Raw genomic sequence first — 14,406 nt, 5'->3', positions numbered from 1 at the left:
TGATTTGATGTTTGATGTCCCGAATCTCTGGAATCGCCGGCAGACGTCGCAGGCGTCGCAGCAGCGCAGACATCACGTCACGGCAGGTCGTCCCGGCCTGCCCTTTCTCATGCACGGAGGAATTGTCGATGGGTCAGGCCACCGGTTCGCCGGAGCACAGAACGACCACCGTGAGAACTCCGGCCCCGCGCGGGCGCCGGGCCGTCCTGGTCGCCGTGGCGACCACCGTCACCGCGCTGCCGCTGGCCGCGGTCCTGACGGTCGGTTCGGCCGCTCCGCTGGCCCCGCCGCTGGGCGCCTGCTCCGGGCCCGACTGCCCCAGCACCTGGCCGCCGGCGGACAACGGCGACTTCCCCGGCCGGGACGCCACCGTCAACGTCTTCACCGGCGGCGACTACACCGTGAACGGCCGGGCCGCGGAGGCCGAGGGCAAGATCGTCGCGCTGGGGAACCTGACCGTCGACAAGAACGGCGGCGGCGCCTACAACATGGGTGTCGTCGGCGTCGGCTCGCGCGTGGTGCCGCCGAACGGCAGCGACTTCGTCACCACCGGCGGCGACGTCGACGTCAGGACCGGCAACACCGTCCTGATCGGCGGCATCGACTCGCGCGGCCCGGCCTTCGGCCATCTGCGCCACGCGGGCTCGGTCACCGGCGCCGTGAACATCGACCCCACGGGTGAGTCGATCCAGGACCCGAACGCCGCCGCGCCCTACCGATCGGTGCTGACCCGGATCGAGGAGGTCTCCGGCTGCGTCGGCCGGGCCACCGCGACCGGCACCGTCGCCGTCACCTCCAGCGAGGCGACCTTCACCGGCGACGGGACCAGCGCGAAGCAGGTCTTCAACGTCACCCAGGACCTCGCCTCGCCGTCCGGTGGGCAGATCGGCCTGGTCTTCGCCGGCATACCGGCCGGCGCCACCGTCGTGGTGAACATGCTCGGGGACAGCCCGGTCGTCAACACCTACACCGGCACCGGCCTGGCCGGGGACCAGACCACCGAGATGCGCTCGAAGCTCATGTACAACTTCCCGACCGCGACCTCGGCGCAGATCCTCGGCAGCGCCCAGTTCCAGGGCTCGGTCCTGGCCGGCAACCCCCGCGGCACCACGACCATCGCCCAGCCGGGCATGAACGGCCGGGTGTACCTCGCGGGCAGCCTGGTCCACACCGGCACCGGCGGCTACGAGATCCACAGCTACCCGTTCGACGGCGACCTGCCGGACTGCGCCGTGACGCCCAGCCCGTCGCCGACCTCGTCGACGCCGTCGCCCTCGCCGACGTCCCCGGCGCCCACTTCGCCGAGCCCCACCTCCCCGGCCCCGACCTCCCCGACCTCCCCGGCGCCCACCTCGCCGACCTCGTCCACCTCGCCGACCTCGCCGTCGGCCGGTGCGACGACGTCGAGCGCCGGCCCGGCCCCGACCGGCCTCCACCCGACCGAGGAGCCGACCGGCCACCCCGGTGGCGGCGGTCAGCTGCCCTCCACCGGCGCGGGCAACGCCCCGGTGGTCTTCGGCGTGGCGGGCGTCGGCCTGCTCGGCCTCGGCGGTCTGGCCGTGCTGGCCGCCCGCCGCCGTCGCGGCCGCCACGGCTGACGGCCGTACGGCCCGTACGGCCGAGAAGCCGGACAGCCGGACAGCCGGACCCCGGACAGTCGGACAGCCGAACTGCCGCGCAGGCCGCCCGAGTCGACCCGACCGGGCGGCCTGCGCCGTTCCCGCTCCGCCCTCGCCCTGCTCCGCCCTCGCCCTGCTCCGCCCTCGCCCCGAACGCCGCCCGGGTCGCCTACCGCCCGGCCGGGTAGTGGGCGAGGCCCGAGGCGAGCAGCCCGAAGGCCCGCTCGACCGCGGCCTCGACCCGGGTCCGTACCGTCCCGGCCGGTTCCCCGGCCACCATCGCCCGCCGGATCTCGCCGAGCACCGCCCGGTGGGCCCCCGCGACGGCTCCGGCCACGATCCGGGGGAGCGGGTCGTCCCGGTCGGCTCCCGACTCCTCGGCCAGGACGGCCGCCAGTGCCGCCTCGGCCCGGTCGCCGAGCTCCAGCAGTCGGGCCCGCAGGGCGGCGCTGTCCTCGACGATCCGCCAGAACGCCGCCACCCCGGGGTTCAGTCCGACCGTCGGTTCCCCCTCCGCGAAGGCCGCCAGCAGGTCGGCCCGGACGGCGTCCACGGCCGAACTGCCCGCGGGGCGGCGGCGGACCACCTCGGCGAGGCGGGCGACCACCTCCTCCTGCCGGTCGAAGAACAGGTCCTCCTTGGTCGGGAAGTAGTTGAAGACCGTGTTCGGCGAGACCCCGGCGGCCCGGGCCACCTCGACCACCGTGACCCGGTCGAAGCCGCGCTCGGCGAACAGGCCCATGGCGGTGTCGGAGAGCAGTTCCCGGGTCTGCTGCTTCTTGAGTTCGCGAAGTCCCATGGCCGGATCCTATCCGAGAATCATGGAGTCACTTGAAATTTGCAGTGACACCAAAAATATCCGCTACGGTGACGGCATGACCTTCACCTTCGGCATCTATCCCGGCGGACTCCTCGGTGACGACAGCGGCGTCATCGCGCCCGCCCGCCCCGACGAGCCGGCCCGGATAGCCGCGGCGCTGCGCGAACTCCAGGGCGACGCAAGGGAGTTCCTGGTCCGCGCCTACCGCTCGTACCCGGGCGGCGAGCACACCCCGGAACGGCCCGAGCAGTACGCCGGCGAGGGCCGCCGGCTCGACCTGGTGGTGCAGTACCGGGAGCGCGGCGGCGAGTTGGCGGGCTGGCTGGACTTCGTCCGGCGCACGGTCCGGGCCGAGGGCCACCGGCTCGCCCTGCTCCAGATCTGCGAGGAGCCCAACCTCGACCTCCCGCCCGTGGACGGGAGCATCCCGAACGTCCGCCGCGCGCTGGTCGAGGGCGTGGTCGCGGCCAAGGAGGAGGCGCTGGCCCGTGGATTCGACCGGCTGGCCGTCGGCTTCAACGCGGTGCCCTCCTTCGACCCCGCGGACACCTTCTGGTCCGAGCTCGGCCGGCTCGCCGACGAGCGCTTCCACCGTGCCCTGGACTACGTCGGCCTGGACTTCTTCCCGGACGTCTTCCGCCCCGTCCGACCGGAGCAACTCGCCGACGCGGTACGGGCGGTGCTCACAGGCTTCCGCCAGGGCGCGCTGCCCCGGGCCGGGATCGGGCCCGGCGTCCCGGTGCGGATCTGCGAGAACGGCTGGCCCACCGGCCCCGGGCGGAGCGAGGCGCGGCAGGCCGAGGTGGTGGCGGAGGTGGTCCGGGCCGTCGCCGGGCTCGCCGCCGAACTCAACGTCACCGGCTACGCGTTCTTCGCGCTGCGGGACGCGGACAGCGCGGGCGCCGGGCTGTTCCCGCACTTCGGCCTGCTGCGCGACGACTACACGCCCAAGCCGGCCTTCGCCGTCTACCGTGAACTGATCGCCGAGCTGACGCAAGCCGGCGGAGCGGACGGCGAACTCCCGCCCCGTGCAGGCTAGTTCGCCTCGAAGAAGCGCTCCACCGTGCGCCGCCGGGCGGCGACGGCGTGCACCGGCTCGCCGATCACCCGGCCGGCCAGGGTGACGGCCAGCTCGCCGACGTCCCGGCGCAGCACCCGGGCCGCCTCGGCCCGGTCGGCGGCGATCCGGGCGCGGCCGGCGGTGAGCAGTTCGTCCCGGTCGCGGATGCCCTCCGCGCGGGCCGCGACCATAGCCGCCGCGCCGCGCTCGGCGTACTCCTCGCGGATCCGGGCCGCCTCGTGCCGGGCCTCGGCCAGCTCCCGCAGGCGGGCCTCCCGGGTGGCCTCGGCCTCGGCGAGCAGGGCCTCGGCGTGTTCGGCGCGCCCCTCGGTGGCCTCCCAGCGTTCGGACTGCACCCGCTCGATCCGGGGGAGCAGGTGGCGGCCGAGCGTCCACAGCAGCAGGAAGAACAGCGCCAGCCCCAGGAGCAGCGGGGCCGGTTCGGGCTTGAGCGGGCCGAGTTCGAGGTTCACGCACTACCTCCCCAGGGTGTGACGTTCCGTCAGTCCGGAGCCTCCCCAAGGACGAAGGGGGTCGAACTCGGCCCGGACATGAGCTGCGTCACGACCGGCCCCGGCCCCGGCCCCCGGCCCCCGGCCCCGGCCCCTGGTCCCTGGGCTCGGCCCCGGCCCCCGGTCCCCGGTCCCCGGGCTACGTCACCTCGCCCCGGCGGGAGAAGCGCTCCGCCCGCCACTCGCCGCTCTCCAGCACCTCGGCCAGCTGCCGGGCCGCGTCCCAGACCTCGGTGTACGAGAGGTAGAGCGGGGTGAAGCCGAAGCGCATCAGGTCCGGCGCGCGGAAGTCACCGATCACCCCGCGCTCGATCAGCGCCTGCACCACCGGGTAGCCGTCGGCGTGCCGCAGCGCGACCTGGCTGCCGCGCCGGGCGTGCTCGCGCGGGGTCACCACCTCGACGCCGTCCAGCCCCTCGGTCAGCGACACGAACAGGTCGGTCAGGGCCAGGCTCTTCGCCCGCACCGCGGCCAGGTCGGCCCGCTCCCAGACGTCCAGCGAGGCGCCGAGGGCGGCCTGGCCGAGCAGCGAGGGCGAGCTGGTCAGGAAGCGGCCGATGCCCGCCTTCGGGTCGTACCCGGGCTCGAAGGCGAACGGTCGGGCGTGGCCGAACCAGCCGCTCAGCGGCTGGAGCGGGCCGGCCGCCAGGTGCCGCTCGGCGACGTACAGGAAGGCCGGTGAGCCGGGGCCGCCGTTCAGGTACTTGTAGGTGCAGCCGATCGCGAAGTCCGCTCCGGCGGCGTCGAGTTCGACCGGCAGCGCGCCCACCGAGTGGCAGACGTCCCAGATCATCAGGGCGCCCGAGGCCCGCACCCGGGCGGTGATCCCGGGCATGTCCAGCAGCTCACCGGTGCGGTAGTCCACGTGCGAGAGGACGACCGCGGCGACGTCCCCGTCCAGGTGCCGGTCCAGCTCCTCGGGGCGGATCAGCGCGCTGCGCGCGCCCTCGACCAGGCCGGTCACGCCCTCGGCGATGTACAGGTCGGTCGGGAAGGCCTCGGCGTCGCCGAGCACGGTGCGCCGGCCGGGGCGCAGCCGCAGCGCGGCCGACAGCACCTTGAACAGGTTGACCGAGGTGGTGTCGCAGACGACCACTTCCGCCGGGTCGGCGCCGACCAGCGGCGCGATCCGCCGCCCCAGCCGGTACGGCTGCTCGAACCAGCCGGCGTCGTTCCAGCTGCGGATCAGCTCCCGGCCCCACTCCTCCTCGACCACCCGGCGCACCCGCTCGGGCGTGCGCGCCGGCAGCGCGCCCAGCGAGTTGCCGTCCAGGTAGATCACCCCGTCCGGCAGGGTGAACTCCTTGCGGAATTCCGCCAGCGGGTCGACGGCGTCCAGCGCCGCGCAGTCCTCGCGCGTGGTCATGCCCGTCCCTCCCTCGTCATCCGTGTGCACGGTTCGTCCCGTCCAGTCCAGTCCCGTCCGGGCACGTCCGGGCACGTCCGTTCCCGTCCCGGTCGTGCCCCGCCCCGCGGCCCGCGCCGGCGAGCCACGGCCCGCGGCCCGCGCCGGCGAGCCACGGCCCGTCGCAGCCCGTCACAGCCCGTCCCGGATCGTCCAGAGCTCCGGGAAGACGTCCTGCTCGGCCGACTTGCGCAGCCAGGTCAGCCCGCTGGAGCCGCCCGAGCCGGGCTTGCCGCCCATGGTCCGCTTGACCGCCGAGAGGTGGCGCTGGCGCCACCGGGTGACCCGCTCGGCCACGTCCAGCAGGGCCTCGCCGAGCGGCTGCAGCGCGGCGAGCTCCGGCTCGGTGTAGACCCGCCGCCAGGCCGCCTCGACCTCCGCGGACGGCTGGTAGCGCTGCTCGGAGGGCGCCCGGTGCGGGGCCAGGCCGCGGCGGGCCAGCAGCGCCAGCGCCTCGTCGTACAGCCCGGGGGTGCGCAGCGCCTCGGTCAGCTCGGCCTGGGTGTCGGGCATCCCGTCGTACATCGCCAGCAGTGCGGCGTTCTTGTTGCCGAGCAGGAACTCCAGCCGCAGGAAGGCCGCGGACTGGAAGCCGGAGGCCTCGCCGAACAGCGCGCGGAAGGAGTTGAACTCGTGCGGGGTCATGGTGGCCAGCAGGCCCCAGGACTCCACCAGCACGTCCTGCACGTGGGTGCCCCGGCGCAGCGCGGCCAGGGCGGCGGCCAGGTCGTCCTCGCGCAGCGCCCGCCGGGCGAGCGTCCACTCGTGCCGCAGCAGGTCGAACAGCAGCTCCATCACCTGGGTGGTGACGATGAACGACAGCTCGGCCGGCTCCTCGCTGCGCGGGTGCTGCAGGCCGTGCAGCTCGTCCAGGCGCACGTACTGGGCGTACGGGGTGCCCCGACCCGGCGCTCCGCCCCGACCGAACGACAGGTTGGGTGTCTCCACCGTGTCGTGCCCCATCCCGATCCTCCTGCTCCTCCGGGCCCCGTCGCCCGGTCCGGTGAACCAGCCGGACTGCCGGGTTCCACCGGGTGCCCATTGTGCGGCGGCGGTGGCCCCCGCTTGAATGGGTGACGGGCATCGCAACCGCCCTTTGAGCTGTCGTTCGCGAGGCGTTCCGCCGATCCGCCTTACGAACGGAAACCCCTTGATCCCGACCGCCCGGGAGGCCGCCTTGGACGCCGTCGACCGCCGCCTGCTCGCCGAGCTCCAGGCCGACGCCCGGCTCTCGTACAACGAACTCTCCCGCCGGGTGAGCCTGTCCGCACCCGCGGTGGCCGAACGGGTCCGCCGGCTGGAGTCGGAGGGGGTGATCAGCGGCTACCACGCCCACGTGGACCTCACCCGGGCCGGGCTGCCGATCACCGCGCTGGTCCAGATCCAGTGCTACGGCCCGCGCTGCGTGCTGCGCGACCCGGACGTGCCGACCTGGCCGGAGGTGGTCCAGCTGCACCGGGTCACCGGCGGGGCGTGCTGCGTGCTGCTGGTCGCGGTGTCGACGATGGCCGAGTTCGAGGCGGTGTGCGACCGGCTCGGCGGCTACGGCCAGCCGTCCAGTTCGATGATCCTCTCCAGCCCGGTGCCCTGGCGGCCGGTGGTGCCGCGCTGAGCGCGGCCCGGGTGGTCCCCGGTGGTTCCCGGGCGGTTCCCGGCGGTCTCCCGGCGGTCCCGGCGTCCGCTGGCGTTGACGCGGGCGTCAAGGAGTAGGTTGCCCGGCATGCCGAACGAGCGCCACATCCTGCTGCTGCCCGGGAGCCTGCGGGCCGGTTCCACCAACGAGACGGTGCTGCGCACCGCGGCCGAGGTGGCCGCCGCCACCCCGGGCCTGCGGGCCACGTACTACGCCGGGCTGGCCGGGTTGCCGCACTTCAACCCGGACCACGACACCGACCCGCTGCCGGAGCCGGTGGCCGCGCTGCGGGCCGCTATCGAGGCGGCCGACGCGCTGCTGGTCTGCACGCCCGAGTACGCCGGGACGCTGCCGGGCGCGTTCAAGAACCTGCTGGACTGGACGGTCGGCGGGGTCGAGATCTCGGACAAGCCCACCGGCTGGATCAACGCCGCGGGCCCGGGCCGCGGTCTGGGCGCCGAGGCCACCCTGCGCACCGTCCTCGGCTACACCGGCGCCGCGGTGCTGGACGAGGCCTGCGTCCGGCTTCCGCTGGAGCGCGGCGCGGTCGGCCCGGACGGGCTGGTCGCCGACCCGCTGGTGCGCGAGCGGATCGGCGAGGTGCTGGCCCGCCTCGCGGCGGGCCGACCGGCGGGCTGACCGGCGGGACGGCCGACCGACCGACGGGCTGACCGGCTGACCGGCTGGCCGGCGGGACGGCCGACCGACCGGGCCGAGGGTGGCCCGGCTCAGTGCCCGTCCGGCAGGTGCACCCCGAGCCCGGACAGCCCCTCCAGGAACAGCTCGACGCCGACCGCCGCCAGCAGCAGTCCGAGCAGCCGGGACAGCACCTCCAGCGAGGTGCGGTGGGTGCGCCGCATCAGCGGGGCGAGCACCGCCACGCAGAGGTAGTTGATCACCGCGACGGCCACGTACGCCCCGGAGACGGCGGCCTTCCAGCCCCAGTTGTCCTGGTTGAGCGAGGCGACCAGGACGGCCGTGATGGCGAGCGGGCTGGCGATGTACGGCAGCAGCAGTTCGCGGATGCCGTCCACCAGCGGGTTCGCCAGGTGCTCGTCCTCGTCGCCGTCCGCGCCGAGGTGGACGCCGAAGACCAGCGCGACGGCGTAGACGAAGAAGATCGCCCCGCCGGCGAGCCGCAGGGACTGGTCGCTGATGTGGAACAGGGTGGTCAGTTCGTCGGCCCCGAAGCCGAGCACCAGGCCGATCACCGACGAGATGGCCGTGCTCAGGGCCGCCAGCCGGCGCAGCTCCAGGTTGCTCCTGGTCCCGGCCAGCCGGGCGAAGGCCAGCAGGGTCTTCGGTGGGCCGACCACGGCGAAGAAGGTGATGAAGGCGCTGCTCAGGTTGAAGACGAACATGGGCAAAGCATGACCGCGGGGCTGCGGGCGGCCGGTCCGCCACGCTCCGCGTCCGGGCGTGGCGTGCGTCTCGTCGGCCGCGGTTCATTCCCGGTCGCGGAGGAATTCGCCCGGATGGCGGCCCCGGCTCGAAGGGACGCGCGCTCTCGGGTCCCATGGAGGTAGGACTGCCGCCGAGCAGGACCACTCCGCCGCGGAAGCGAGGATGCGACATGGGCACGTGCCTGAACCGTAAGGACCTGGGCCTGCTGGCCCTGCGCGGCGCGGTCGGCGGGGTGCTGATCGCGCACGGCACCCAGAAGCTGTTCGGCTGGTTCGGGGGCGGCGGCCTGGAGGGCGCCACCCAGGCCATGGAACAGATGGGCTTCCACCCGGCGCGGCAGAGCGCGCTCGCGGCCGGCCTCGGCGAGGCGGGCGGCGGCGCGCTGCTGGTGGCCGGGCTGGCCACGCCGGCGGCCGGCGCGGTGGTGGCCGGGACGATGGCGGGTGCCGTGTCGGTGCACGCCCCGGCCGGCTTCTTCGCGATGTCCGGCGGCTACGAGTACCCGGCCTTCCTCGGCGCGACCGGGCTGGCGATCGGCCTGGCCGGGGCCGGCCGCTACTCGCTGGACCACCTGACCGGCCACGTCTTCGACCGGCCGTGGGTCGGCCTGGTGTCCTTCGTGACGAGCGCCGCCGGGGCGTACGCCACGGTCGCGCGGCGCCGGCACGTGATGCGGCTGCGAGAGGAGCGGGCCGCGGTCGAGGCGGACGCGCAGGAGGGCTCGGGGCTCTCCTAGGGACCGGACTGTCCCTTGGGTTCGGCGGACCGGGCAGGGATCCAAGCGAGGCCCTGGCCGGGAGCCGCCCCGGGCACCGGCCCGCGGCCGACTCACGGCGGCGCGGCCGGGTCACCCGGAGGCAGCAGCCCTGCTGGCGGCGGTCCGCCGGCCCTCGGAGGGTGGGCGGGGAGGTGTGCCGGGCAGCCCGGCGCCGACCGGAAGCGAGGGACCGCATGGACCGCCAGCCGCTCACCCGAGCCAGCCACCCGACCCCGCCGAGGGCCACCGTGCAGGATCTGGACGCGCCGCCGCTGAGCCGCCGACGGCGTGCGGTGGCAGGGGTGTTGGCCGTGGCGGTGGTCGGTGCGGCGGCGCTCGCGGGCTGCTCCTCCGAGAAGAGCGCGGAGAGCGTGGCCTCCTCGGCGGCGGCCGCGGTGAAGAAGGGCGCGAGCGCCGCCGCCTCCGCCGCCTCGGCGCTGGCCTCGGCGGCCGGCGGGGCGGGCTCGGCGATCGCCTCGGCCCAGGCGCAGGCCTCGGCGGCGGTGTCGGCGGCCTCCTCGGCCATCGCCGGGATCAAGGGCGGGCTGGACGCCAAGGGGGACATCACCGTCGGGGCGGTGACCACCGGTTCGGACGGCAAGCCGCAGGCGCCGTTGAGCGTCACCAACCACGGGCAGCAGTCGTACCGGTACGCGATCCAGGTGAACTTCACCGACGAGTCCGGCAAGGTGCTGGACGCGGCCGCGGTGACCGTCCAGGACGTGGCCCCCGGGCAGAGCGCCCAGGCCACCGCGCACGCCCACCGGGACCTCTCCGGCACGGTCAAGGCCGAGGTGGCCAACGCCGTCGGCTACTGATCTCCGGTGCCGGGGCCGGGTGCGGCCGCCCAGGTCGGTGCGGGGGTGGAACCTTAAGCGGGTCTCAAGGCCCGACGGGCCCCCTTGACGGGTGAGTTGGTCTAGTCCATTTTTATTGCCCAGGTGCAGGGAGCCCCTGAACCGGCGTCGGCGACCGCGTGTCGCCGGCGCCGGTTCGGCACATCCCGGTAGTCCGTCATGGCCCGATCCGCTCGATTCCCCACCCATGCCTGTCATGTCCCGGTCGTCCGGCCCCACCCCGGACGCGCGCCCCCGGGACGGCGGGAACCCCCACAACCAGGAGTCACGCACCCATGCTGCGCTCACGCATTGAAAGGGCCGGGACCCCGGCTCCGCAGGGCGGCCGCCGACGTCGCCCCAAGAGCATGGCCGCCATCGCGGCCGGCACCACCGCCTCCCTGCTGCTCGGCGCCGGCCTCGCGCTGTCCGGCGGCGGCGCGGCCAACGCCGCGACCACCAACTCCACCGGTGCGCCCGCCACCAGCGGCGGCATCAAGGTCGCGTACTACGACCAGTGGTCGGTCTACGCGAACGCGTACTACCCCAAGACGATCCAGGACACCGGCGTCGCCGGGAAGCTGGACTACCTGATCTACGACTTCGCCAACATCCACCCGACCGACCTCGGGTGTTTCGAGGCCACCAAGGCCGCGGACACGAACGACAACAACCCCAACGCGGGTGACGGCGCCGCCGACGCGTTCGCCGACTACCAGAAGAGCTTCGGCGCGGACATCTCGGTCGACGGCGTCGGCGACGTCTGGAACCAGCCGATCGCGGGCAACTTCAACCAGCTGAAGAAGCTGAAGGCGAAGAACCCGAACCTCAAGGTCCTGCTCTCGCTGGGTGGTTGGACCTACTCCAAGTACTTCTCGCCGGCCTCGGCCACGGACGCCTCGCGCAAGCACCTGGTGTCGTCCTGCATCGACATGTTCATCAAGGGCAACCTGCCCGTCGACGCGGGCTTCGGCGGTCCGGGCTCGGCGGCCGGCGTCTTCGACGGCATCGACATCGACTGGGAGTACCCGGGCGGCGGCGGCCACACCGGCAACATCTCCAGCCCGGCCGACAAGCAGAACTTCACGGCGCTGCTGAAGGAGTTCCGCACCCAGCTGGACGCGCAGGGCGCGGCCGACAAGAAGACCTACGCCCTGTCGGCGGCGGTCGGTGCCGGCCAGGACAAGATCATGAACGTCGAGACCGACAAGATCGGTCAGTACCTGACCTTCCTCGACGTCATGACCTACGACATGCACGGCGGCTGGGACGCGCAGGGCCCGACCAACCACCAGGCCGCGCTCTACGCGGGCCCGAACGACCCGTCGACCCCGGTCAAGCCGGGCAACGGCAAGTACTCGATCGACAACGCCATCAAGGCGTGGACGGTCGGCGACAAGGACTACGGCATCCCCGGCGGCTTCCCCGCCAACAAGATCAACATGGGTGTGCCGTTCTACTACCGCGGCTGGACCGGCGTGAAGGACAACGGCCAGCACGGCCTGTTCCAGCCCGCCACCCAGCCGGCGGCCGGTGCGGCGATGTCCGGCAACGTCCCCGGCATCCAGATGTACAAGGAGCTCGCGGGCTTCGTCGACAACCCGTCCAAGACCTTCTGGGACGACGCCGCGCAGGCCACGTACTTCTACGACGGCAACACCTTCTGGAGCGGTGAGGACGCCAAGTCGATCCAGGCCAAGCTCGACTACGCGCACTGCAACGGCCTCGGCGGCTCCTTCGCCTTCTCGCTGTACGACCTGGGTACCAAGACCGCCCTGTTCGACAAGATGGTGAGCGCCACCAACGGCTCCGCCACCGGCTGCCCGGCCCCGCCGTCCCCGACCCCGACCCCGACCGGTTCGGCGACCCCGACCCCGACCCCGACCGGCTCGGGCACCCCGACCCCGAGCCCGACCCCGACCAGCACCCAGACCACGCCGGCGCCGGCCTGCTCGGCGGCCCCGAGCTGGGATGCGAACACCACCTACGCGGCCGGTGGCACCAAGGTCTCGTGGAAGGGCCACTACTACACCAACAAGTGGTGGACCATGGGCGACGACCCGAGCCTGAGCGGCCAGTGGGGCGTCTGGACCGACAACGGCCCCTGCTGACGGCCGACCGGCCGCCGAGGGCCTTGACGGACCCTCGCAGCACCTGAAGTGACGAAGTCCGGCCCGCCGGGAGGATCATCCTCCCGGCGGGCCGGACCCGTTCGCGTTCCCGGAGCGGCTACACCAGGTCGTCGGTGCGCCCGAGCGCGTCCGGCTGGCTCTCCTCGATCCGCCGCAGCATCCGGCCCAGTGTCGCGGAGAGCTCGGCGCGCTCCTCGCCCGCGACGTCCTGGAGGAACTCCTCCTCGAACACCGCCGCCATCCGCATCGACTCCAGCCACTTGTCGCGGCCGGTCTCGGTCAGCTCGATGATCACCCGAACCCGGTTGGTCTCGTCCCGCTCCCGGGTGACCAGGCCGTCGGCCACCATCCGGTCGATCCGGTGCGTCATCGCGGCCGGGGTGAGCCCGAGCCGCTTGGCCAGCTCGCCCGGCCCCAGCCGGTACGGGCGGCCGGAGACCACCAGGGCCTTGAGCACCTCCCACTCGGCGGAGGTGATCCCGAGCACGGTCAGCTGCCGGTCGTACGCCACGCCCATCCGCCGGGAGACCCGTAGGAGGGTCTGCACGATGGTCTCCACCTGCGGGTCGACAGTGGGGAACTCCCGCTGGTAGAGCGCCACTTGCTCGGCGATGCCGAGCTCCAGGCGGGTGGCCGGGGCGGGCTTGTCGGCATCCGGCCGCGGCTTGTCCGTAGTCATGCCGACCAGTCTCCCACGTGCGTGCACCCCTTAAGCCTTTGACTCCGCACTCTTCCGGTGCTAAGACTTTATCTCGTCAAACTTTAGCTCTGAAATCTTCTGGACTTAAGAGTATCCAGTCGAAACCAGGAAGGGATGTGCACGGTGACCGGCACGGTGAAGCAGCAGAGGCGGCGGCGTGGAGCGGGCGGCCCGCTGCGCCGCGTCCAGATCGGCAACGCGCTCAGCGCGTTCGGCAGCGGATTCACGCTTCCGTACATGTACGTGTACGTGGAGCAGGTGCGCGGGCTGGGATCGATGGTCGCCTGGATGGTGTTTACGCTCTTCGCGCTGGCCGCCCTCGCCGTCCTCCCGTTCATCGGCCGCGGCATCGACAGGTACGGCCCCCGCCCGGTGCTGCTGGCCGGTACGGCGCTCGCCGCCACCGGCGCGTTCGCCTTCGGGCACGCCACCGGCACCCCGGGTCTGCTGGTCTCCTCCTTCCTGTTCGGCGCGGGCGTCACGGCCTGCCAGCCGGCGCTCGCCACGATGATCGTCCGCTGCTCCACGGCGGCCACCCGCTCGCACGCCTTCGCGCTCCAGTTCACCCTGGTCAACCTGGGCATGGGCATCGGTGCGCTGGTCGGCGGCCAGATCGTGAACGTGGCCGACCCTTCCAGCCTCACCCGGCTGTTCACCATCGAGGCGGCCACCTTCCTCGGCCTCGCCCTGGTCACCGGCACCGCCCGGATACCGAGGGCCCAGCTGACGGCGGTCCACGAGAAGGCGGACGGCCCGACGGGCCTGCGCGCGCTGGTCGCGGACAAGGCGATGCTGCGGCTCTGCCTGCTCGCCGGGCTGATCTTCTTCACCTGCTACGGCCAGTTCGAGTCCGGTGTCGCGGCCTTCGCCACCTCCACCGTCCACACCGCGCCGTCCACCCTGGGCTTCGCGATCGGCGCCAACGCGCTGACCATCGTGGTGCTGCAGATGTTCGTGGTGCGGATCACGGCGCGCCGCCGCCGCACCACCGCGATGGCCGCGGCCGGCCTGGTCTGGCTCGGCGCCTGGGCGATGGCCCTGCTGGCCGGCCTGATCCGGACCGAGACCATGGCCGCCACGATCGCCATCGTCTCCGTCTACGCCCTGTTCGGCGTCGGCGAGTCGCTGCTGGCGCCCACCATGGGCCCGATCGTCGCGGACCTCGCCCCGGCCCGGCTGCTCGGCACCTACAACGCCGGGTACGCCCTGGTGAAGCAGATCGCGGTCGCGGTCGGTCCGGCCGTCGGCGTGCTGCTGGTCGGCTCCGGCGCCTGGCCGCTCTACCTGGCGGCCATGGCGGGCTGCACGCTGCTGATCGTCACCCTGGCGCTGCGGCTGCGCCCGTACCTCACGCCGGAGCAGGACAACGCGGCCCCGGCCGTGGTCCACACCGTCCAGGTCCGGGAACTGCAGACCGCCGCGTAGCGGAACGGCCCGCGAGGGCGTTCGCGACGGGCGCCGGCCAGGTCACCTGGTCGGCGCCCGTCGCGCTTGGCTTCGCGCGCACCGCCACATAGTGTCAGTGGCT

At 73.4% G+C, this 14,406-nt stretch carries 14 protein-coding genes; 8 read left to right on the top strand and 6 right to left on the bottom strand.

Features of this window, described 5'->3' with window-relative positions; translation table 11 throughout:
• Positions 1–128: 128 nt before the first annotated feature.
• The gene (locus tag ACZ5OX_RS04200) at positions 129–1,598 is read left to right on the top strand and encodes a choice-of-anchor A family protein (protein WP_465628641.1); all 1,470 of its coding nucleotides are present in this window, start codon (positions 129–131) and stop codon (positions 1,596–1,598) included.
• A 190-nt stretch (positions 1,599–1,788) separates the two neighbouring features.
• On the opposite strand, the gene ACZ5OX_RS04195 is transcribed toward ACZ5OX_RS04200, so the two are convergent.
• Positions 1,789–2,418, bottom strand: a complete 630-nt coding sequence (locus tag ACZ5OX_RS04195; RefSeq protein WP_465628640.1) for a TetR/AcrR family transcriptional regulator — start codon at positions 2,416–2,418, stop codon at positions 1,789–1,791.
• A 76-nt stretch (positions 2,419–2,494) separates the two neighbouring features.
• Here ACZ5OX_RS04195 and ACZ5OX_RS04190 point away from each other — a divergent pair, with 76 nt between their 5' ends.
• Positions 2,495–3,478 carry a hypothetical protein gene (locus ACZ5OX_RS04190; RefSeq protein ID WP_465628639.1) on the top strand — a complete coding sequence of 328 codons (984 nt, stop codon included), beginning with the start codon at positions 2,495–2,497 and terminating at the stop codon, positions 3,476–3,478.
• Here ACZ5OX_RS04190 and ACZ5OX_RS04185 read toward each other — a convergent pair.
• The 3 genes from ACZ5OX_RS04185 to ACZ5OX_RS04175 form a co-directional block, all read right to left on the bottom strand.
• Positions 3,475–3,972 (bottom strand): F0F1 ATP synthase subunit B family protein, encoded by a 498-nt coding sequence (locus ACZ5OX_RS04185; protein ID WP_392869640.1) that lies wholly within the window; start codon positions 3,970–3,972, stop codon positions 3,475–3,477. The genes ACZ5OX_RS04190 and ACZ5OX_RS04185 overlap by 4 nt on opposite strands.
• A 178-nt stretch (positions 3,973–4,150) precedes the next feature.
• On the bottom strand, positions 4,151–5,377 hold the full coding sequence (gene kynU, locus ACZ5OX_RS04180; protein ID WP_465628638.1) for a kynureninase: 1,227 nt from the start codon (positions 5,375–5,377) through the stop codon (positions 4,151–4,153).
• Positions 5,378–5,548: 171 nt separating this feature from the next.
• Entirely contained in the window at positions 5,549–6,379 is an 831-nt protein-coding gene (locus ACZ5OX_RS04175; RefSeq protein WP_465628637.1) for a tryptophan 2,3-dioxygenase, read from the bottom strand.
• A 187-nt stretch (positions 6,380–6,566) separates the two neighbouring features.
• On the opposite strand from ACZ5OX_RS04175, the gene ACZ5OX_RS04170 reads away from it, so the two are divergent.
• Together ACZ5OX_RS04170 and ACZ5OX_RS04165 are read left to right on the top strand one after the other, a co-directional pair.
• The gene (locus ACZ5OX_RS04170; RefSeq protein ID WP_392869634.1) at positions 6,567–7,028 is read left to right on the top strand and encodes an Lrp/AsnC family transcriptional regulator; all 462 of its coding nucleotides are present in this window, start codon (positions 6,567–6,569) and stop codon (positions 7,026–7,028) included.
• A 108-nt stretch (positions 7,029–7,136) separates the two neighbouring features.
• The gene (locus tag ACZ5OX_RS04165; protein ID WP_465628636.1) at positions 7,137–7,688 is read left to right on the top strand and encodes an NADPH-dependent FMN reductase; all 552 of its coding nucleotides are present in this window, start codon (positions 7,137–7,139) and stop codon (positions 7,686–7,688) included.
• An 89-nt stretch (positions 7,689–7,777) separates the two neighbouring features.
• On the opposite strand, the gene ACZ5OX_RS04160 is transcribed toward ACZ5OX_RS04165, so the two are convergent.
• A complete protein-coding gene (locus tag ACZ5OX_RS04160; RefSeq protein ID WP_449789198.1) occupies positions 7,778–8,410 on the bottom strand; it encodes a MarC family protein in 633 nt (210 codons plus the stop codon).
• A 212-nt stretch (positions 8,411–8,622) separates the two neighbouring features.
• Between ACZ5OX_RS04160 and ACZ5OX_RS04155 the strand changes: the two genes are divergently transcribed.
• The 3 genes from ACZ5OX_RS04155 (at position 8,623) to ACZ5OX_RS04145 (ending at position 12,157) form a co-directional block, all read left to right on the top strand.
• A complete protein-coding gene (locus tag ACZ5OX_RS04155) occupies positions 8,623–9,189 on the top strand; it encodes a DoxX family protein (protein WP_465628635.1) in 567 nt (188 codons plus the stop codon).
• Positions 9,190–9,404: 215 nt separating this feature from the next.
• Positions 9,405–10,028, top strand: coding sequence for an FxLYD domain-containing protein (locus ACZ5OX_RS04150; protein ID WP_465628634.1), 624 nt, complete (start codon positions 9,405–9,407; stop codon positions 10,026–10,028).
• 314 nt (positions 10,029–10,342) lie between these two features.
• Entirely contained in the window at positions 10,343–12,157 is a 1,815-nt protein-coding gene (locus tag ACZ5OX_RS04145) for a glycosyl hydrolase family 18 protein (protein WP_465628633.1), read from the top strand.
• Between the two features lie 118 nt (positions 12,158–12,275).
• Here ACZ5OX_RS04145 and ACZ5OX_RS04140 read toward each other — a convergent pair whose 3' ends face one another.
• Positions 12,276–12,857 carry a MarR family winged helix-turn-helix transcriptional regulator gene (locus ACZ5OX_RS04140; protein ID WP_465628632.1) on the bottom strand — a complete coding sequence of 194 codons (582 nt, stop codon included), beginning with the start codon at positions 12,855–12,857 and terminating at the stop codon, positions 12,276–12,278.
• Positions 12,858–13,001: 144 nt separating this feature from the next.
• Between ACZ5OX_RS04140 and ACZ5OX_RS04135 the strand changes: the two genes are divergently transcribed.
• The gene (locus ACZ5OX_RS04135) at positions 13,002–14,303 is read left to right on the top strand and encodes an MFS transporter (RefSeq protein ID WP_465628631.1); all 1,302 of its coding nucleotides are present in this window, start codon (positions 13,002–13,004) and stop codon (positions 14,301–14,303) included.
• The last annotated feature ends 103 nt before the right edge of the window (positions 14,304–14,406 follow it).

It is taken from the genome of Kitasatospora sp. NPDC032121 (assembly GCF_055580145.1).
This window is presented reverse-complemented; position numbering and strand designations above follow the sequence as displayed.

Excerpts from the sequence above, each read along its gene's own strand:
- ACZ5OX_RS04200 (WP_465628641.1), top strand. The coding sequence starts at position 129 with ATGGGTCAGGCCACCGGTTCGCCGGAGCACAGAACGACCACCGTGAGA.
- ACZ5OX_RS04195 (WP_465628640.1), bottom strand. The coding sequence starts at position 2,418 with ATGGGACTTCGCGAACTCAAGAAGCAGCAGACCCGGGAACTGCTCTCC.
- ACZ5OX_RS04190 (WP_465628639.1), top strand. The coding sequence starts at position 2,495 with ATGACCTTCACCTTCGGCATCTATCCCGGCGGACTCCTCGGTGACGAC.
- kynU (WP_465628638.1), bottom strand. The coding sequence starts at position 5,377 with ATGACCACGCGCGAGGACTGCGCGGCGCTGGACGCCGTCGACCCGCTG.
- ACZ5OX_RS04175 (WP_465628637.1), bottom strand. The coding sequence starts at position 6,379 with ATGGGGCACGACACGGTGGAGACACCCAACCTGTCGTTCGGTCGGGGC.
- ACZ5OX_RS04165 (WP_465628636.1), top strand. The coding sequence starts at position 7,137 with ATGCCGAACGAGCGCCACATCCTGCTGCTGCCCGGGAGCCTGCGGGCC.
- ACZ5OX_RS04160 (WP_449789198.1), bottom strand. The coding sequence starts at position 8,410 with ATGTTCGTCTTCAACCTGAGCAGCGCCTTCATCACCTTCTTCGCCGTG.
- ACZ5OX_RS04155 (WP_465628635.1), top strand. The coding sequence starts at position 8,623 with ATGGGCACGTGCCTGAACCGTAAGGACCTGGGCCTGCTGGCCCTGCGC.
- ACZ5OX_RS04150 (WP_465628634.1), top strand. The coding sequence starts at position 9,405 with ATGGACCGCCAGCCGCTCACCCGAGCCAGCCACCCGACCCCGCCGAGG.
- ACZ5OX_RS04145 (WP_465628633.1), top strand. The coding sequence starts at position 10,343 with ATGCTGCGCTCACGCATTGAAAGGGCCGGGACCCCGGCTCCGCAGGGC.
- ACZ5OX_RS04140 (WP_465628632.1), bottom strand. The coding sequence starts at position 12,857 with ATGACTACGGACAAGCCGCGGCCGGATGCCGACAAGCCCGCCCCGGCC.